At 37.0% G+C, this 20322-nt stretch carries 18 protein-coding genes and 1 pseudogene; 5 read left to right on the top strand and 14 right to left on the bottom strand.

The annotated features are described in order from the left end of the window. The first annotated feature begins 440 nt into the window (after positions 1 to 440). Positions 441 to 1979: a SulP family inorganic anion transporter gene (locus WN948_RS00875; RefSeq protein WP_342305081.1), complete on the top strand. Its 1539-nt coding sequence runs from the start codon at positions 441 to 443 to the stop codon at positions 1977 to 1979. Between the two features lie 298 nt (positions 1980 to 2277). Here WN948_RS00875 and WN948_RS00870 read toward each other — a convergent pair whose 3' ends face one another. From WN948_RS00870 to WN948_RS00850, 5 genes and pseudogenes are all read right to left on the bottom strand, one after another. Next, complete coding sequence (locus tag WN948_RS00870) at positions 2278 to 3711, bottom strand: carbon starvation protein A (protein ID WP_342305080.1); 1434 nt, start codon at positions 3709 to 3711, stop codon at positions 2278 to 2280. A 184-nt stretch (positions 3712 to 3895) separates the two neighbouring features. After that, entirely contained in the window at positions 3896 to 4441 is a 546-nt protein-coding gene (locus WN948_RS00865) for a carbonate dehydratase (RefSeq protein ID WP_342305079.1), read from the bottom strand. A 294-nt stretch (positions 4442 to 4735) separates the two neighbouring features. Beyond that, entirely contained in the window at positions 4736 to 5536 is an 801-nt protein-coding gene (locus WN948_RS00860; RefSeq protein ID WP_342305078.1) for a ribonuclease III domain-containing protein, read from the bottom strand. A 29-nt stretch (positions 5537 to 5565) separates the two neighbouring features. Continuing rightward, positions 5566 to 6102, bottom strand: coding sequence for a DUF2284 domain-containing protein (locus tag WN948_RS00855; protein WP_342305077.1), 537 nt, complete (start codon positions 6100 to 6102; stop codon positions 5566 to 5568). A 414-nt stretch (positions 6103 to 6516) separates the two neighbouring features. After that, positions 6517 to 6684, bottom strand: a pseudogene (locus WN948_RS00850) (transposase); the annotation flags it as partial. Between the two features lie 355 nt (positions 6685 to 7039). Between WN948_RS00850 and WN948_RS00845 the strand changes: the two are divergent. The 4 genes from WN948_RS00845 to WN948_RS00830 all read left to right on the top strand — a co-directional run bounded on the left by WN948_RS00845 (position 7040) and on the right by WN948_RS00830 (position 9935). Then, the gene (locus tag WN948_RS00845) at positions 7040 to 7183 is read left to right on the top strand and encodes a hypothetical protein (RefSeq protein ID WP_342305076.1); all 144 of its coding nucleotides are present in this window, start codon (positions 7040 to 7042) and stop codon (positions 7181 to 7183) included. Positions 7184 to 7463: 280 nt separating this feature from the next. Further along, entirely contained in the window at positions 7464 to 7856 is a 393-nt protein-coding gene (locus tag WN948_RS00840) for a PEF-CTERM sorting domain-containing protein (protein ID WP_342305075.1), read from the top strand. A 1090-nt stretch (positions 7857 to 8946) separates the two neighbouring features. Continuing rightward, on the top strand, positions 8947 to 9075 hold the full coding sequence (locus WN948_RS00835) for a hypothetical protein (RefSeq protein ID WP_342305074.1): 129 nt from the start codon (positions 8947 to 8949) through the stop codon (positions 9073 to 9075). Positions 9076 to 9668: 593 nt separating this feature from the next. Continuing rightward, the gene (locus WN948_RS00830) at positions 9669 to 9935 is read left to right on the top strand and encodes a hypothetical protein (protein WP_342305073.1); all 267 of its coding nucleotides are present in this window, start codon (positions 9669 to 9671) and stop codon (positions 9933 to 9935) included. Between the two features lie 108 nt (positions 9936 to 10043). On the opposite strand, the gene WN948_RS00825 is transcribed toward WN948_RS00830, so the two are convergent. The 9 genes from WN948_RS00825 to WN948_RS00785 form a co-directional block, all read right to left on the bottom strand. Continuing rightward, entirely contained in the window at positions 10044 to 10493 is a 450-nt protein-coding gene (locus tag WN948_RS00825) for a PEF-CTERM sorting domain-containing protein (RefSeq protein ID WP_342305072.1), read from the bottom strand. A gap of 915 nt (positions 10494 to 11408) precedes the next feature. Next, positions 11409 to 12044 carry an iron-sulfur cluster assembly scaffold protein gene (locus WN948_RS00820; protein WP_342305071.1) on the bottom strand — a complete coding sequence of 212 codons (636 nt, stop codon included), beginning with the start codon at positions 12042 to 12044 and terminating at the stop codon, positions 11409 to 11411. Between the two features lie 9 nt (positions 12045 to 12053). After that, positions 12054 to 13220, bottom strand: coding sequence for a cysteine desulfurase family protein (locus WN948_RS00815; RefSeq protein ID WP_342305070.1), 1167 nt, complete (start codon positions 13218 to 13220; stop codon positions 12054 to 12056). 49 nt (positions 13221 to 13269) lie between these two features. After that, positions 13270 to 13689 (bottom strand): DsrE/DsrF/DrsH-like family protein, encoded by a 420-nt coding sequence (locus tag WN948_RS00810; protein WP_342305069.1) that lies wholly within the window; start codon positions 13687 to 13689, stop codon positions 13270 to 13272. 12 nt (positions 13690 to 13701) lie between these two features. Further along, entirely contained in the window at positions 13702 to 13923 is a 222-nt protein-coding gene (locus WN948_RS00805) for a sulfurtransferase TusA family protein (RefSeq protein ID WP_342305068.1), read from the bottom strand. 297 nt (positions 13924 to 14220) lie between these two features. Beyond that, positions 14221 to 15069: a DMT family transporter gene (locus WN948_RS00800; protein ID WP_342305066.1), complete on the bottom strand. Its 849-nt coding sequence runs from the start codon at positions 15067 to 15069 to the stop codon at positions 14221 to 14223. Positions 15070 to 15182: 113 nt separating this feature from the next. Further along, a complete protein-coding gene (locus WN948_RS00795; RefSeq protein ID WP_342305065.1) occupies positions 15183 to 16232 on the bottom strand; it encodes a sulfatase-like hydrolase/transferase in 1050 nt (349 codons plus the stop codon). Beyond that, positions 16153 to 16530, bottom strand: a complete 378-nt coding sequence (locus WN948_RS00790; RefSeq protein WP_342305064.1) for a hypothetical protein — start codon at positions 16528 to 16530, stop codon at positions 16153 to 16155. The genes WN948_RS00795 and WN948_RS00790 overlap by 80 nt, the downstream gene beginning before the upstream one ends. 1814 nt (positions 16531 to 18344) lie before the next feature. Beyond that, on the bottom strand, positions 18345 to 19466 hold the full coding sequence (locus WN948_RS00785) for an MFS transporter (protein WP_342305063.1): 1122 nt from the start codon (positions 19464 to 19466) through the stop codon (positions 18345 to 18347). Positions 19467 to 20322 lie beyond the last annotated feature (856 nt).

Here is a 20322-nt window from a genome sequence, read left to right as displayed (position 1 = left end):
TTGTGCTTCTGTAGAGCCTAAACATACTATATATTTATATATAGACAGACGCTTCTATGGTGCTCCGTAAAAATAGATGGTGTATATCTAGATGGATAAATCAAATGAGATTGAGAGCAGGATCATAAAGCGTTTTAATGGATTATTTCCAGTGATCAGAAGGCAGTTTTTATTATAGCAATTATAACACTTCAAATTGCCTTTACAATAACTTCTGTCCTGAAACCGATGATCAGTTGTTATAAAGCGATTATTGGAAACATGCTTGCTTTTTTCACTGGTAATTCAAAGCATTTCATACCCGGATAAATAGTCACAAAGTGACTCCATCTAAAGTTACATTTTTCGCAAAACACCCCACGATCTATAATAGCTCATTTTCAATATTAAGAATTTGAGAGTTTGTAGGTGCATAGTAATTTTTTAAAATAGGACCAAATATGGCATTTATAGAAAATTTAAAGAACGATGAATTAAACCTCAAAAATGAGGTGTTATCCGGCCTGACAGTTTCACTGGCCCTTGTACCTGAAGCTGTAGCCTTTTCAATAATAGCAAATGTTAGTCCATTGGTTGGACTCTACTCTGCATTCATCATTGGATTAATAACAGCAATTATAGGCGGCAGACCGGGAATGATCTCCGGTGCCACAGGTGCAATAGCAGTCGTAGTTGTTGCCCTGGTAATCCAACAAGGAGTTGAATATCTTTTTGCCGCAGTAGTTCTAATGGGTATTATCCAGATTAGCATTGGAGCCTTGAAATTAGGTAAATTCATTCGGCTTGTGCCACATGCAGTAATGTTTGGATTTGTGAATGGACTGGCTATCGTTATTTTCATGGCTCAGCTTTCCCAGTTCAAATTTATTGACATCAATGGGACAGAACACTGGTTAGGTGGACAGGCACTCATGATTATGCTAGGCTTTGTAGGCCTGACAATGGCTATCATCTATTTGATGCCCAGATTGACAAAAGCTGTTCCTGCTTCACTAACTGCGATTATAGTTGTTTCAGCCATTGTGATCTCATTCCAGATACAAACCAGAACAGTTGGAGATATTGCATCCATTGCAGGCGGTTTTCCTAAATTCCATATACCTCAGGTCCCATTCAATCTGGAAACACTGAAAATTGTATTCCCATATTCACTCATCATGGCATTGGTAGGCTTGATAGAAAGTCTATTGACGCTGACCGTGATAGATGAAATGACAGAAACAAGAGGCAGGGCTAATAAAGAAAGTGTTGCACAGGGTGTTGCCAATTTTGTCTGTGGCTTATTTGGAGGAATGGGCGGCTGTGCCATGATAGGACAAAGTCTCATCAATATAAATTCAGGTGCAAGAAGCAGAATATCAGGAGTCGCTGCAGCTATTGCCCTATTACTTTTTGTGCTGGTAGGCGCCCCTCTTATCGAAATGATACCAATGGCAGCATTAGTTGGAGTGATGTTTGTAGTTGCCATCGGAACATTTGAATGGGCTTCGTTGAAAATACTTAGTAAAGTACCCATGACGGATGTGATTGTGATGGTGCTCGTCGCAGCTATAACTGTCATCTACCACAACCTTGCAGTAGCGGTAATTGCAGGTGTTATCATTTCCGCATTGGCTTTTGCCTGGGAGAATGCCAAACTGGTGCGTACAAGAGAAGTAGTTGATGAAAACGGAATAAAGCACTACGAATTCTTTGGTCCGTTGTTCTTTGGTTCAGTTACAGAGTTTCAAAATAAATTTGATGTACTAAATGATCCGGAAGAGATAATTATTGATCTCAAAGAATCAAGAGTTGCAGACCATTCTGCAATTGAAGCATTAAATAAGATAACTGAACGCTATGCAAAGGTAGGTAAAAAGGTTCATCTGCGCCATTTAAGTGAAGATTGTCAAATACTACTGGACAACGCATCTGCCATAATTGAGGTTAATCACTGGGAAGATCCGCATTACAAAGTTCCTTCTGACATACTGGCATAAGGTTTCCCTATGGAAAATAGGCGGATAACAGTTATTTAAAGAAGAGGGATATCAGCAATTATGATAAACCCTCACTTATTTTTTGTAGCAAATGATAAAGCATGTCCCAGTTCTTTTGTTGTAATATGGTATCTTTACTGACCGGTGCAATAAGTATAGTATTCCTTTTCAATAGTTCAAATCGATAATTAGCACTACCATATGCTCCATCTGCAAGCTTATTGTGCATTACATGAGAAATTGATGTCTTCGAAATCCATATACTCTGTATTAAAATGCTTATCTGAATTATATATCCTCAATTCAGTTTGTTTTCATATCTGCTATTTAGGGAAAATATTATGGTCACAAATTGGAACAAAGCGACAGCTGCACAGATAATTCCGATAGGATAGGAGATGCTGATTGGTAAACTTAAACCTTCAGGTGCTTGCAAAATGTAGGTTGTTACTACTGCTGTCATGAATGTAGCCGGCAAAGTAGCTATCCAGTGTAGTTTATCATTCTTTACAAGATAAACAGCAGATGTCCACAGGACTATGGTTGCTAATACCTGGTTTGAGAATGCAAAGTAGCGCCAGACAACACTAAAATCGATCAGGGTCAGTCCAAATCCCATGACAAATATCGGGACAGCTATTATCAACCTGTTTTTTAAAGGCTTCTGATTTAAGTTTATCGCATCGGCCACAGTTAGACGTGCACTTCTGAAAGCTGTATCTCCAGAAGTAATAGGACAAACAATAACACCCAGGATAGCTAGAATTCCTCCAAGAGGTCCCAACAAACCCAGTGAAACATCGTTTACTACTAAAGCAGCGCCTCCAGTGACAGTCACTTCATTTAAACCGGAAATCCCTCCTGGGAAGAAAGACATTGCAGCAGCAGCCCAAATCAGTGCGATAACTCCTTCTGCTATCATGGCTCCATAAAAAACACGGCGACCATACGTCTCATTCGGCAGGCACCTTGACATTATGGGAGATTGCGTTGAATGAAATCCGCTGACAGCTCCGCAGGCAATGGTTATGAAAAGCATGGGCCATAAAGGCTGACTATCGGGATGCAAGCTCCGAAGAGTGATTTCAGGTATTTCATAACCTTTTATAAGAAGCATAAAGCCGATGCTGAATGCCATTATAAGTAAAACGGCCCCAAATAAAGGATAAATGCGGCCTATAACTTTATCGACTGGAACAACTGTGGCTATGAAATAATATAGAAGAATGATGGCCAGCCAGAAATTCTGTTTGGCCAATATCCCTGTAAATCCTAAATTGGTTAGAAGTCCTACTGGGCCGGAAGTGAAAACAGTTCCTATGAGTATTAGCAAAACGAAGGAGAAAGCGATCATGATTATTCTTACTTGTCTGCCTAAATACACCCCTACAATTTCTGAAATGCTTTTTCCCCCGTGGCGGACACTTAGCATTCCTGAAAAATAATCATGCACTCCACCTGCAAAAATACTGCCCAGTACAATCCATAGAAAAGCTGCCGGACCGTATAAAGCACCCATAATAGCACCAAATATAGGACCTAATCCTGCAATGTTGAGAAACTGGATAAGAAATATTTGAGGCCAGCTAAGAGGAATGAAATCAACACCATCTTCCTGTGTATATGCGGGTGTTTTTCTGCTGGGCTCAATTCCAAATATACGTTCTACAAATGCTCCATAAACGAAATAGCCCATTACAAGTGCAATTAAAGAAGCTAAAAAACTAATCATATTACACAAGTAATATATTCAAAAACTAATAAAGGTTATTGTATAAAAGTAAACTTCTTATAAAAAACATCAAACAAAAAAAGTAGGGAACTAAATAACCAATGTATTAAAAATAGTAAAAAATGACAGAAAAAGCATATTACACGTATTTTTCTGTATTCTCAGCATTAACTCTCACTTTTTATCAGGCTTCTTGAGGGAGAGCTTTGTAACCATCGACCAGTTCTACATTAGCATTAATAACAGAACTCTTGAACTTGACAAGATCGGAAGTTATATCTTCAAGACTTTCCACATCTTCCTGCTTTGTAATTACTTTACCATCTGGTATGACCTTCTGAGGAGGTATTTCCACAGCGCGAACTGTCGCATTATGTAAAACCACGACATTGTTACCGATATTACAGTCAAACACTACAGCACCGAATCCTACAAAGCATCCGCGACCGATACTGCATGGTCCATGAACAATGCATCCATGTGCAAGTGAAGTATTCTTTTCTATGATTACTTCTGAATTGGACAATGCATGAACTATTACATTATCCTGCACATTGCAGTTGTCTCCTATTGTAACTGAAGAACCGGGTTCATCTGCTCTGATGATAGCGTTATGCGCTACAAACACATTATCACCAATTGTTACATCTCCGACAATGATCGCAGTTTCAGAGATCCATGCCTTTTCACTAATTATTGGATGTTGATTTTGGGGATTTGGATAGAGCATTTTGAGTACCACCTTTAATGTAAGATTGATTTTCTGAAGGATAACCTCATATGTGATTGTATATGATAATATATGAGAACTTATTTAAACTTATTGATGAAAACGTTCCACTGTAGATATTTTAGCATATAATCTACAATAAAATGTGATATGTGATAACTTTCAACTTTAAAAAAGCATAAAAATCATCAGAAATTCTAACATAACTGGATAATATGTTGAAAATTCCCGATGGTTCGAAGCACTTGTGGCTCGCTTGTAAGAAAAATAGTTTGAGATTTAAGAATTCATAATTTAAGACGTGTCAGTAGATTCATCTATAGATTTCAGGTAATTCTTAGCTGCAGCTTTCTCTGCGCTTCTTTTACTGTTGCCTTCTCCTGTTGCAAGTAACTCTTCGTCCAGATAAAGCCCTACAGTATAATTCTTATCGTGGTCTGGTCCGTTCTCTCCCGTGAGCCTATAACATGGGTTCCCTGCCCCGGTTTTGTGGAAGAGTTCCTGTATTCTTCCCTTTGGATTGGAAACAGGTATCTTTCCAAGGGCATCGTCTATATCAAAGAACCTGTACACAAAGTCCTTTGCTATTAAATAATTGTTATTGGAGTTACTGTCTTTTTTGCTATGCCCGCCATCAAGATATATTGCTCCAATAAGTGCTTCGATTATATCCGAAAGTTTTCCGTCAATATTTACCAGCTCTTCAGACAATACAAACCTTGAAAGCTTGATCTTTTGGGCTACAGGTTTGAGGTTCTTGTTCGAAGCAAGTACTTCCCTGATCTTTGTGGAAACACCTTCGATAGTAAGTCCATTTGATCTTGCATACTCATCGATCTCTTCGCTATGGTATGCATATTCAGCAACTATAAGGCCCAGTACCGAATCTCCAAGGTACTCAAGTTTTTCGTAATCCTTGTTCTCAAGACCATTCACTTTTTTAAAAGCACTCAATTTATCCTGATTACCACTAAAAAGTGAACCATGTAACAATGCCTGTACAAGGTATCTGGTATCATTGAATCTGAATTGTATGATTTCCTGAAATTCTTCCAGGTCATTTACATTTACACTCAGGTCTGGATTAACTCTCACTTTTTTTCCTCACTTTTTTTCCTGCTTGCTTATTCGAGCAGTAATATCCCTACGCATTTGACTCTGTCAAAGTTACAGTATTCAATTTCAAGTCCTTTTTTCTCCATGAGTTTGGAAAGGTTTACTCCAACTGCTTCAGGAGGAAAACGTCTCATTTCCGGCTTTCTGCATACATCACCGCAAGTATCACATTCGTTGCAGGCACCCGGACGGAGTAATTGTGCATATGTGAACCCATTTCTGAAAGCTTCATGTTCCAGTTCCAGCATCTTGTGGAAAGAATCCTTGCGCAGTCGTGACCAGGCTTTGAATATATCTTTTTCATCAGAAGTATCATGTTCTTCGATAAGCAGGATAGCTGCGCTATATTCTCTTAATATATCCCTGAACTCATCAATTGAAATAATATGTGGAGGGCAACTCAGACGTTTTCCATAACCTCTGCACCCATAGGCACATTTGAGCCTGGCTCTGTTTTCCACATCGATCTCAGAGGCATCCAGCAAGTATGCTGCAAGCCCGAATTCTTTTGCCCTGTCAAATAATATCTGGATGTCTTTTGTCATTTGATGCTCTTTAATAAAACACGATCGTTTAAAAAAGAATCGAATTGAAGCTCTGTAGCAATTTTATGTAAATCTATATCCTTGGACAGAATCGTGTACCTTGCTGACAAGGTATGGTGTTCTTCACGGAGTACAGACCATAACAACTCTTATTAAAATGAAGTTTATAAGGACGATTAAAATAAAGATAGATGTGTACAAAGTGTCAAATCCAAATTTAAAATCGTAATTTTATGATCGTTGTATGCGGAATCTTCTCCCCCTTTTTTAGTTTCAATGAAACTGCTATCAACACATACAACATCCATGGTGAACTTACCTTTTTGGTAAGCGGAATCCCGAAGGAATTCCATTATCACAGTCCATATTCCTTCCTCTGACCACCTTTTTAGTCTTCTCCAGGCAGTTCTGGGAACCATAACTAACTGGCGTATCTCCCCATCTGCAACCGGTTATCAGAACAAAGAGAATACCATTGATGACCATACGGTCATCAGCTCTCTTTCTTCCGGTTATTGGTTGCGGAGGTAAGTGTGGTCTAATAAACTTCCATTGCTCATCAGAGAGTTCTCTGAATTTCATTCATATCCCCATAATAATATTAAGAAAGATAGTATTTATAGTTTTGATATGGGTTCAAGAATAATTTCCTTTATTATGGATTATCTTCGTTCTGTTTTCCATTAATTGGCAATCCAATAACTCGGTACAAATTAATCATTATTATAGTAACTGTTGTTTTCTCCGAGATCTTACACAAAATAAGGTTGATTAAAACAACAATTAATTTGTATGCCTCAATCAGTTATTTTTGTTAATAACTTCTCAAATATGTAAAAATAATAATGAGCATAATCATAACTTATCTATTTTTTCAAGAATGTATATATGCTTCCAAATTGAGACTATGGATTATTATCAAATTTGGTGGTATGGTATGGAAAATAACAAACTAATAAAAATATCTTTAATGTTGTTTGCAGCATTGATGATAATTGGAACAGCTTCAGCAACTGCATCTGTAGAATTAACCGATGGAGAGTGTGGCCTTGACGTATGGACATATGGAAACCACAAGTAACTATTCAGCCTACCACAATTAGCCTATTGATACTGATTTAATCAAAACGGAGATGTTTGCTCACTAACAACCTAAGAATCAAAAAAGCAATCAATGGCAACAATCAAAATTAATGATCCTAATAAAATGTAGGTCTCAACTTTTTGTCAAGATTGCTATTGATAGTGTTTTTATCAGGCTGAATAGTTACAACCACAACAGTATTACAAGTGGATATGAATCATGTTTCATCAATAGTGTTGTAGGTTCTACATGGACCAACTCAGATGGAAGACTTGCCGTGCTTGATGAAAATGGATACATGTTTATAGCAACTGCATATCCGACAGATTGCTTCTGCATCGTTTTTGCCAGTGATTCCAACGATGGATATACAAATGTTTATGTTGATGGTGAAAAAGTATGGGAAGGAGATACTTGGGCAATCAATCCAACTGGCCAGCCAATCGGTGCACAAAAAATAAGATCATTGAAAATCACTGGTTTGGATAACGATATTCATAACATAATAATAGAAAACCCAAACGTGGACCATGTACATAACGGACATGTCACAATTTACAAGTATGGCTACAACTGTCAGCAAGAAAATATTCCAGAATTTCCTACTGTTGCACTTCCAGTAGCTGCTATTCTTGGTCTGGCTTTCTTCTTCCAGCGTAGAAAAGAATAATACTTAAGTAAGGGCTTTACAATCCCTTTACTTACTTTTTTACCAAACCTTTAATCCACAATATAGTACCTTTTAATCCTTAATTATGGAAATCTTCCTTTATTGTAGAGAGCCAGCAACATTCAATTGAATATAATATTCAGATACCAACTTAAAATGCAATTATGCTTATTAAAAATATTTATATGTCCCCACTGAATAGTGATGTGTGGTACTAATGATGTTAAAATCGTAATTCTTGTTTTTTTGTATCTTTTGATGATGTTCTCTATTGTTCTAGTTGCTGGATTTACCAGTTTCTAATAACTGATTTCCTTTACTTGGCGGTTTAGGTTGTAAGAAGTGAGTAAAACTCGAGTCGGATATCAAGGCTAAGATAAACCATTTAATTTGAATGCACATGAGAGGGAAATACTGATAAACTGAAACTATAAAGTTTTTGCTATATAATTAAGAAAGCAAAATGGGTGGGATGCCTTGAAGAATGTTGATGTGCAGGAACTATATATACAATATTTTGTTGATAATAATTTTGAGAGAGCAGATTTGTTTGAAGCACTGAAAGCTAAATTCAATATTCATATGTTTTTATCCAAGAAGTTTTGTCCATATCACTCCTTCTTTTTTCTTTTCCGAAGTTGTATATGTGGATACTGATTTAAAATCAAATAAGTTTATTGAACAAACTAATTCAGTTGCTGACTTAATTGCAAAGAGAAAGACGTATGATTCAGATGTTGTATTCCATTTTATATCATCGGATTACTCGCAGTCACTTGATCTTAATGAAAATAGCTTTGATCTACTAATCTCACAGTATGCTGGTTTTATTTCACAGGCATGTAAAAGATATCTGTAACTATTCAGCCTGGCACGATTTGCCTATTGGTACTGATTTCATCGAAATAGAGATGTCTGCTCACTAACAATCTAACAATCAAAAAAGCAATCAATAGCAACAATCAAAATAAATGATCCTAATGAAATTTACGTTTCAACTTTTTGTCAAGATTGTTATTGATAGCGTTTTTATCAGGCTGAATAGTTACAATACAAGATTACTAAAGATTACCTTTGCTTTGCATGTATCATGATTGCGATAAGGTACGATACTAACTGCGGTATTGCTGACATCGACCGTTACATCAGGATTGCTTTCCAGGTCTTTCCAGTCCAACACGGTTGCTACTCCGTTGTTATAGTTGACTGTCAGTCCTAGATGAAGTGGTGCTGTTTGGGGGTAATCTGTATAATAATCACCCGTTAGCTCTATGTAGTAACATCCCTCTGGGAAGTCACAATTTTCCTACGAGCTACAACCAGCAACAACCTGTGTTGCAAGTAACACGACCAGCAATAAAAATATAGCTATGTTTATTTTCTTCAATTTAACCACCACGCTCCATATTATTTATTATGCATCTAGTATCCGATTTCTAAACCCACTTGATAAATAATTGTACGATATCGTTTTTGTTTTTGTGGTATAATTCAATTGCGAAACTATGTTACTTGAAAAGTTAACACTGTCACAATTGTCTGTGGATAATATACAGCTATTCTCTTCCGTATTACTTTCCAAATTTACAGCAGAAATTTATATACTTTTGATGAGAATTCGGGAACGCATATTTTTATGGCATGCGACCTAAGATTATTATTGGGGGCATGTTTAAGGTTTTTGTATAAAGTATGTGCGTATCGTACCACCATACGTCTGCTTTAATCAACGTGCCTCTATCAATTTTTTAACATTCCTCATCTTGCATCTGCTAACAGCTTCATACTTCCCATAATAAAGGAATTAATGAGATGGATGAATATGAAATTGGCGTAATGTCAACGGTTTGTAAAATACGAGCACTCAGTATTGAATCTGCTATTCTTGGGTTTGCATTGAGAACTGAAAATTATACAAATATGGGATTAGATACCTTGTCTATGATTATGGTATATTCTGTGAATGGTGAGAAATTCGAAGGAGTTCACCCATTTGTTGAAATATCATTAGAGGATATTCCCAGGGTTGAATTGATGAAAATACGAAATGATATAAATGGTGTTTCATTTTTGGAGTAGCTTAAACCCCATAATAAGGGAAAGATGAAAACGAAACAAAATCAGAATTTAATATATGTTTCTTACTCATAAAAAGAGATGAAGCTCACAGAGCTCCATTTAACTCATTTATTCTTTCCTGCGCTGGAAGTAAAATGCCAGTCCAAGTATTGCAACTACGGGAAGTGCAATGGTTGAGAATTCTGGGATATCACCACCCTCTGATATCCAAGTTTTGTATACTGTTGTAGTACATTTAAGTGATCCACCTGAATCTGCTACACTTACTTGAATAGTATCGTCTCCAACAAATGTTCCAGTGTAGCTGAACACGACCACTCCAGTTGAACTAGCAGACAGAGAACCACCATCTTTGTTTGCACCTTGTACATCAAACGTCACGATGTCGCCTGGGTCAACCTCCGTCACTGTAATTGTATGCATGGTGTTCACAGTATTGGTGGCGGTTAGCGGTTCTACTGGAGGACACGACACTGGTGCAATTGCAGTGCCTCCTGCAAACATTAACATAAATACCAAAGTTATACCAATAATTATTATCGAATTATGTTTACTCATTTAGATTCCCCCACGAATTCATATAAAATTGGAGTTTTGTGTATCATTTATATTTGCTTTACAATGCAATATGCTCTTTGTGAAACTATGATTCTAAACATTGCGACTTGCAAAATTAATACTGCTAGCGATTACCTATTGAACAAGCTGTATATATTCATCTGATATTTTGTATGATAACCTATTCGAGGTTTACTCACTTCTTACAACCTAATTACCAAGTAAAGAAATATTATGAATAAACAACAGCGGAAGAAAGTAAGGGTTGCAATATATAACGATGAAGATCTTATCAAAGAACTAAATAAACGTGGATATATGGTCCTGAAAACATCAAAGTAACACTTTTCTAACTTCCAACAACATACTGAAAAACGGGACTTTTTTTATATGCTATCTCGGTATATCAAAAAAGAAAACGGTAAACAAGTATCAAAAAGAGTTTGCATAAGATATGCTGGAGAATTGCATAAAGGGGATATGATATCATTTTATGGATGGGTGCAGATGGGGAAAGTATCTCATCCTACGAGAGTGAAGTTGATTGAGTCATCTAATCTATCATCTTCAATGCCCTCTAAAAACCTTACAGATTATATCTGATGAGCTTTCACTTGTAATCTAACCTTATTGCCCATTCATCTTATGACTTGCTCATAGAAACCGTTTTTATAGTATTTGAAAAGTCAAGATGATAATATTTGCTTTCTATTATGCTTGTAAACCCCCTCATACCAGTTACTTTCTTTCCAACTTAGAAATAGTTACTATATATTGGGAATCTAAGGCCTCTAAATATTTTAACAATTAAAAATAATAGTATATTCGCCGCTATCTAAATATGTTAAAAAGGAAAAAGTTAAGTTTAAATAAATTGAGAGGTAAGTGGTAGAAAAGGCACCACTTATTTTTTCTTTACTCAGTAAAGACAACATTGACTTCAGTTACATCCCAGAGAGATTCTATTTTTTCAATAAGATCCTCTTTGATGGCTGCTGCAAACTGGTGATTGGAAGGCAGGTCCAGAAGAATCCTGACTACTCCTTCTTCTACTTCTATTTTAGTCACCAGCTCGGTTCTGACTATATCGAGTCCAGCCATCGGGTTCATGACATGTTTCAATCTGCTCCTGATAACATCCACTGTGCTTGGTTCCTGTTCACTTACAAGACCGTGCTTTTCTTCATAATCACGGATGGCGGATCTCAGCCCTTCAACTGCAAGCACAGAGCAGTGTGCTTTAACAGGTGGAAGTCCTCCAAGTTCATCTGTAGCTTCCTGCCATGAGATATTCTTCGCTTCTTCTATAGTCTTGCCCTTTGCCATTTCCGTAATAATGGAAGCTGTGGCAATGTTTGAAGCACATCCGTATGATTCGAATTTGATATCATCAATTACCAGTGTGTCGGGGTTGACCTGCAAATAAACGGCAACCATGTCCCCACATGCAGGACTGCCTTCCAGTCCCTTTCCATCTGGTTCTTCTAGCTTCCCTACATTTCGGGGATTTTTAAAGTGTTCAAGCACCTTTTCAGTATATGGGAATTTCATTTTCTCACCTCATTTATTAAACAGGGGACTGATCGCCCTTAGTTGGGCTACTACTTCTTTCATTGCATCTACAATAGCATCCACATCTTCCTTACTGTTATAACGTCCAAATGTGAATCTGATAGAGCCATGTGCTCGTTCGTGGTTACCACCAATACCAAGTATCACGTGGCTTGCCTCAAGTGAACGGCTAAAGCAGGCTGATCCGGTACTCACTGCAAACCCCCTCATATCCAGATGCAATGTCATTGATTCACCTTCAACATAGTGGAAAGTTATATTGGCATTCTGTGGTGTTCTTTGTGTTTTGTTTCCGTTGAGTGTCACATGAGGTATCTCATCAAAAATCCTCTTAATTGTGTAATCTCTCAGTGATCTAAGGAACTCAGTTTCTTCTGGAGTTGTAAGTTCCACAGCTTTTGCAAAACCTACTGCACCAGGAATATTTTCAAGTCCTCCACGACGGTTTGTTTCCTGGAATCCACCATCCATCCATTTCTCAAGCGGTGTGCCTTTGCGAACATACAATGCTCCGACACCTCTTGGTCCATGTATTGTGTGCGCGGACATGGTGATCATGTCTACTGGTGTTTTTGATACATCTATTGGAACCCGCACGTAACTATGTGTGGCATCAGTATGGAACAGTACATCCTTTTCCTTGCATATCTTTGCAATTGCATCAAGATCCTGAAGGGTACCGATTTCCTGATTTGCATGTTGAATGGATACAAGGACCGTGTCATTACGTATCTTACTCTTAAGCTCATCAAGGTCCACAATTCCTTCTGCATCAACACTGATATAATCTACACTGTAGCCCTTTTTCTCAAGGTTTTTGGCGGTGTTCAGGACTGAGAAATCTTCAATTTTAGATACTATGATGTGCTCTCCCTTCTTTTTCTTCAAAGCAGCTAGAACACCTTTGATAGCCATGTTGCTTGATTCTGTATCGCCGGATGTGAACACAATTTCTTCTGCAGAAGCGCCAAGTGAAGACGCGATGGTTTCTCTGGCTTCCTCCAGTCCTTCTTTAGCTTCAATACCCATGGAGTATCCGAATTCGGATGTGGCCACTGCATAGGTGTCAAAGTAATAAGGTTTCATTGCATCCATTACTTTTTCATCTAATCGGGTACTGGCAGAATTGTCAAGATATATCATTTTATCGGACATCTATTTCTCCTCTGAAATTATTCTTACTTTTAAAAATGTAATTGATAATTCATATGAAAAGTGTTATCTTAGCGTCTTTTGCTTCCATTATGTAGGTGCCTACCGCGCCATATTCGTCTATCCATTCCCGGTTTAGTTGTTCAGGTGCGATTCCCATGATTTCCATGGTCATCTCACAGGCAATGATCTTTCCACCAAGTTCCTTGAAATCTGTCATCATTCTTTCAAGCGAAACCACATTGGCTTTTTTCATCCTGCTTTTGATCATCCATTTTCCAAGCCCAAGGAAATTCATCTTGGATAGAGGACCTTTATCCAGTCCGTCCTTCTTCAGACGCTCCAGACCCCAGAATGTAAAGAAAAGAGAAGCATCCATGCCCATTGACAGTGCGCCGTTTGCAATTATCATGGCACTGTATATTTTATCAATATCCCCACTGTGAACTATTATTACGGCCTTTTCAGCCATATAATTCCCCCCCTAACGCTTGATGCGTATTTTCCACTCGTTGTCTTTCTCTTCAACTCCCAGTATTTCAAGTCCCATCGCCTCACACGCCATGGGGATTTCTTTTCTGGAAGCAGGGTGGGTGCCCACTATAACGACTTCATCGCCAGGAGCAGCTTTTTTGAGAGCTTTACGACATTCCACAAGAGGAACCGGACATGTTTGTCCTCTAACGTCAATGTTTGTTTCTGTCATATAATTTCCCCGTGTCCATATCTGTTTCTGGACAATTTAAATGTTCCTTAACAACCAATACTATGATTTTTGACATATTTAACAATTGTGAATCAAAATTTATTATTAATAAGTGAGTGACTATCGCTTCCTGTTTTTCCAAACACGAAAATTGAAATATTTTTGTCTTTTAATGCAGAAAAAGCAGCAGCATTGGATTTCCCTGTATATTCCTAATTGGAGAAAAGTGAGAGCAGTTGTTTATGGAACTTTCTCTTAAAATCAATCATCTTGGATAAAAACATATACCATATATTTTCAGGCTGAAATGAACACTATTGCAAGCATGGCAACAGCTACTCCTATCCATTGTTTTAAAGACAACTTTTCTTTCAGTATTATCCATGCAAGTAACACTGTACCTGCAGGATAGAGGGAAGAGAGGATGGAAGCGATATCGAGCCGGCCGGCCTGGGAAGCCAGGGCAAAAAAGGTGTTTCCTCCGGTGTCAAAGATTCCTGCAACGATAATTACAGGGAGGACATTTTTAGGTGGGAGGTACACCTGTTTGCTTAATGCTATAAATATGATCAATGTTACCACAGCTGCTATTCTTGCAGCAGTAAGGGGCCAGAGTACTGCCGTATCGCTTACCTTGTCAATGGATATGAAAAACATTCCGAATCCCATTCCGGCAAGCAATGGAAGTACAAGGTCTGTGCGCTTAATTTTGCTGTTTTCGTCTCCTCCACCAGCAATGAGCCAGACTGCTATAAATGCAAAAGCAAAACCGACCATTTGGTGAACAGCGGGCAATCCTTCATAGAATGAACCGTAAATTACCGGTACGGTAGCAGCTATTACTGCGGAAATTGGTGCCACAAATCCCATCCGTCCCTGCGAGAGACCACGGTAAAGTGCCAGAAGCCCGATGCTTATAAAAACTCCGGCAACAGCTCCCCAGATCATGCCGCCAAGTGGTGGCATTTCTTCTGCCATCAGATGAGCGGAAGCTGCAAGAAGAAAAACTCCTACCAATTGAGTTATCAGAACAACACTATAGACATTTGCACGTTTGGAGGCAAATCCACCACTGAAATCTCCGGCACCCCAACATATAGCTGCCACAAGTCCAAAGAAAACCACAAGAAAGTCAGCAGGTATCATCTATAATCCTCTGGAAAATTAATAAATTGAAGCTATTTAGCTTTATGCAGTATCAAATGTTCTTGAACAATCGGTACACTTGTGAACAGTCTATTAGTTTATTCCGGATTCATCTATTCTTTCAAGATCTTGCGTATCATCATAAGTCCGGCAAGATTCACAACCCCAATAAGAGTTCCTCCTACAATATAGCGCGGGTTTTTATAAGATCTATCGTTTGTGGATTGTTTTGATGAGGTGAACATATTCACAATCATGCTGGATTCTGTGTTTACGACCTGTTCCATTACGTCCTCTGAATCTGATGTGGATGCATATTTGACTATATAATCAGTATCCTGTTCCAGTCCAACCAATGAAATAGTATCCTGGATGGTGCTTTCAAAGAGTATCGCATCATTTTTCATCAGGATGAGCTTTCCTTTTTCAGGTACGTTGACTTTCAAATTCACATAATCTTTGATAGGAATTGCTGCACCGTCAGCAGCTCTCAGATTTCCGGGGAGGTTTAGCACTTCAAGTATTGTAGATGCGATATCTTCCTGTCCAAACTGGCCTTTTATCACACTGGTATCAACATCTTTTGCTGCAATTACCAGCGGTACCTTCTGTGATTCAGTCATTACGGAATACTTATCAGATTGATGCCCTCCACGAGAGTCTGCTGTTGAAAAACTCATTCCATGGTCGCCTGTAAATATAAAGGCCATGTCATTATCCTGGCATGTCTCATAAAGATCCATGGTTGCATTGTCTATACCTTCTATAGTTGCAATGTATCCACTATCCTTTTTGTAATGACCTGCACAGTCCACAGCTCCTACGTTTATTGTGAGGATGTAGTATTGATCAGGATATTCATTTTCCATAGTATCGATCAGGTCAATAGCAGTTTCAATAGCCCATACATCATATATATTGTATCTTTCCTGTGAGCCTTCAGGATACTGATCAAGTTGTTTCTGTAATTCAAGAGAATGTTCCTGCATCAGGCCTGCAACGTCAAGAGATATGCTTTTGTCTGTTCCGGAAAACATATTTGTTTCTGTGAGCATTTCCGGTTTGTTTATTGAATTCTTAGCATCATGGATTATCACATTCTGCTTGCTGCGCATACCTGAAGAATCTCCTTTTGTCCATGATGGGAAAAGTGAGATATCCATTCTCATGCGCCACATCGTATATTGTTGTTCCAAACGAGCCCACAAGTTCACTGTCAGCTTTTGAGTATCCTGTGGCAATAACAGAGTCCCCTCCTTCTGTGAATGTCTGTGGGGCTGTCACATCCAGTACCCTGCAACTTTGGTCAAATATCTGTAATATATTTTCAGGCTCAGCTTTTTCCAGTTCACTGCCATCAATCGCATGAGGCGTATACTCTGGATAAACGTAACAGGAACTGAGTCCATCAACAATAAGAATAACAGCGCCATGTGGTGTGTTTACAGGATTTATTTCCACAATTTCGCTCGCACTACATGTCGGAATCAGGAACAAGAGCAAAAAAAAGATTGCACAAAATCGAAAGGCTCTATGCCTGTACCTGCTGTATCCAGTGTAATCAGAACACTTAGGCTTCATTCCGTTTTTACTAAGTATCATCTCTTCATGGAACAAACTTTCCACATAATAAAGTTTCTATTTGAATCTACTTTTTATAAAATGATGTAAATGTAATTTGGTGTATCTTTCTAATCTTTTGTTCTGTACTGTTTTAATTTTTTGATGGTGATGTGTGTAATTATATTTAGTTACATTTCTGTCCGAGCTAGCACACACTTAACTGTATATGTTGGTGTAATCTTATTTAGTTACAGTTAAAAATGGTAATAATTATATGGATTAAAATTAATTTTATGAAGAAGTAAGTAATTAAATTTGACTATTTTTATATAATAGTTTTTACATTGGTTTGTATAGAGGTACTAAATGCTAAACTATGAGATTAATCTATCATAAATAATGTACAAAGTCAATGCAAATTAACCTATCTTCATGATTTTATTTAGAGAGAGTATGCTATGATATTGTAATAAAATCGTACGATCTCTTGATCTCAGAACACGAGTAAACAAAATATTTCTATTCTTAAGGTAGATATGTGTATTCTTCTACTAGGTCTGAAATTATTCTCATTCAAAAATAAATAGAAAGATTTAAGGTTTTGCTAAAACAATATTATAGAATGATAGAATTATCACAAAATAAACTTAAAAAAGAAGAAAAAAAGAAAGAGGAAGAAAAAGAAAGAAAAGATGTAACTATTCAGCCTGGCACGATTTGCCTATTGGTACTGATTTCATCGAAATAGAGATGTCTGCTCACTAACAATCTAACAATCAAAAAAGCAATCAATAGCAACAATCAAAATAAATGATCCTAATGAAATTTACGTTTCAACTTTTTGTCAAGATTGTTATTGATAGCGTTTTTATCAGGCTGAATAGTTACGAAAAGATTTAATTGAAACTCTTATTATTGTAAGTGGGTTTATTTTTGCTGGATTCTATAATATCCCAACAGCTGCTGCAAAGTCTTTTGTAGGATTATTCCTGTTTATCTTTTTGCTTTCAGCATTGTTTGCGCGATCAGGTTACTTTTTTGTAAAACACCAGGAAATGTTATGGCCTTCACACAGAATAATGTCGCTTTCATTTCCATTACTGATTCTTTCATTTTTCATCTTAAATGAGATGCTTATAGTCGATAATTCATTAATTTGGTTTAGCGTCGTACTGCTTGCATCTATAACACTCACGTATGGTATTCAACTTGCCCTTATTGGTTATGAGGAGGTGAACAAAACAAAAACATGGTCTATTGCTTTCCAGTTTTTTATAATTTTACTGTTTGTGAGCTTTATTGTTAATTTTAATTATCCCATAAACATTGAAAAGATTGCACTGATAATTATTTTTTACATAATTGTCATTGTATATGTAGTCATTAAAAAAAAATCACATTCAATAATAAACACATGAAGGAATTAGTTTCAGCAGTAAAAGACCCAGAAATTCTTATTCCTGCTTTAATAATTGATTTAATTATTGTCAATATAATAGTGCTCTATCTTTTATTTAAATAGATTTAGCACATTACTTTCACTCCGCGAACCAAACATTAACTTATAGAAATAGCATGAATAGTTGGCTGTGGTGACAAATACGCCCTCGCAAAAAGACGCTCTTCAGGGAACTGCATGAAGGTTTAGTATCCCTAAAAATCATGCACATGCCTATCAAAAACGGCACAAATCATAAAGTATCCCTTAAATTTCACTCCTCACTTTTCATTCCATCCTTCAGGAAAAGTGACAAAACCATAAAAAAAGCACTCAAGATAAATACTGCCTGATGACCCAGATTAACAAATAATCCTGCGATAATTGGCATGAATGCGAGTCCTGCGTAAGTGTATGTATTGAAGATTCCCATGGCAAGTCCTTTGTCAAAAGGCATGTGGGATACGGCTATCGGCAATCCGATCATCCCTGTTCCTGAACCTATGCCCAGTAGTGCGAAACCTAAAAATGGGAATTTTGTGGCTATTATCACGCCGGATGCTGCCAGTAGAACTCCTGTGAAAACCATTTTCTTATACTCCAGGTTCATTCTTCCGACAATGATGTTGGTGGCCATGGAACTTGCATAAAGTATGGCGATGGCAATACCAAGTTCTGGTTTACTTAATGTGTCCTTGCTGTATTCTGGATAGAAAGCAAGCATTACTCCTGTTATTCCAAAAAGCAGGAATGCGGTGGCCCATGTACGCAACAATTTTAGATCGAATGTTTTATTGATTATCCTTTTGGCATTTGACACAGGGGTAGTCTTTTTTGTTATTATTTTGCTAGGCTCATTCTTTGTGAATAAGGCAGGTAGGCCAATAGATAATATTAGTGCAGCCATGATGGTGAACAGGATTATTGCGCCCTTTATTGACCATTGTGCTAAAAATCCTGATGATAATACTCCTACAGCAAGACCGGCATTTAGCAGAAAATTGAACTCTCCAATGTAGCGATTCTTTTCTGGGAAGCCGAAAAGTATTGCATATGCAGCAGGGAAAAATGCTCCGCAAGCGATGCCTTCGATAAGTCGGCCAGCGATGAGCAGGTAGATATTTTCAGTAAAAGTAAGTACCAATCCTGCAAAGAAAGTGAGTGCAATTGAAAGCACAATAAACCTTATATATTGATATGCATCCGCCAGCAATCCAAAAGGAATCATGGTGAGCAAAGCTCCAATGAAGTAGCCTGAAAATAATAATGTTGTTATAAGGCTACTATAATTTGTCTGTCCGCTTGAAGATATTTCAGGCAATACCGGAATAACTGAGTTAGATAATGCCATGATGAGAAATACTGTTGAATAGATCAAAAACCGGTTTTTATTCATTAGCTCACCTGTTATAGGAAGGTTCAACTATAAGGTCATAATATTTAGGTTTAGAAGGTTGTAATCCAAGGATTAAGTGCTTGTTGGATATTTTGTTATAAAAATAATCATTGAGTTCTTAATGTATAGTAAAGTATATGCTTTAATCAGACTTTAAAAATAAATTCGAAAATGTGAGTTCAAGCAATTTTGGTGATTTATAAAGCAAATGGTTTGTTATATATATTTAAGTGGGGCATTAAAAAAGACCAACTGTTTAAAAAAATGCATATTGCTTTGAATTTATTAGTTAATTAACAAGATAAATAAACAAAGTATAATTTTTATAAGACTATATTTATATAATATTTACTGGCCACTTTGGTGTACACTAACAGCACTGGTAACTAATATATAAAAATAGGTTAATAAAAATCAGAACTTCCATTGAATATTAGAAAGAGAGCATATTTGTTAATGTCTAATTTATATAATATTTCAAGTGTAATAAATTTTTTTGTTCTGTTGTATTTCATGACAAATCAACCTCACTTTTTTTCATTGAATATATTTTGTTCACAAATCTTTAGTTAAACTATGCTTTGCTCACTGACTTATAGTTAATCACTTTTTATTAGGTAATTTGGTGTTATAAATCTGAAAATAGCAATTTCAAAGACTATATGAATAAGGTGGGAGCAATGTCAGGTATGATTTTCTTGAATCTTTTAGTATAGATAATGGTGATGGTGAAGGTTGGAACTAGTGTATTCATATATACTATGGAATGAACGATTTTAGAAAAACATACCCTTTTTGCCATTTTTGAAAAGTCCTATAGTTGATTCTTATAGACTATAAGAATATTGGTTTTTAT

It is taken from the genome of Methanolobus sp. ZRKC5, assembly GCF_038446525.1.
GTDB lineage: Archaea > Halobacteriota > Methanosarcinia > Methanosarcinales > Methanosarcinaceae > Methanolobus.
Note: the sequence above shows the minus strand (reverse complement) of the source record. Positions and strands in the feature narration are given on the sequence as shown.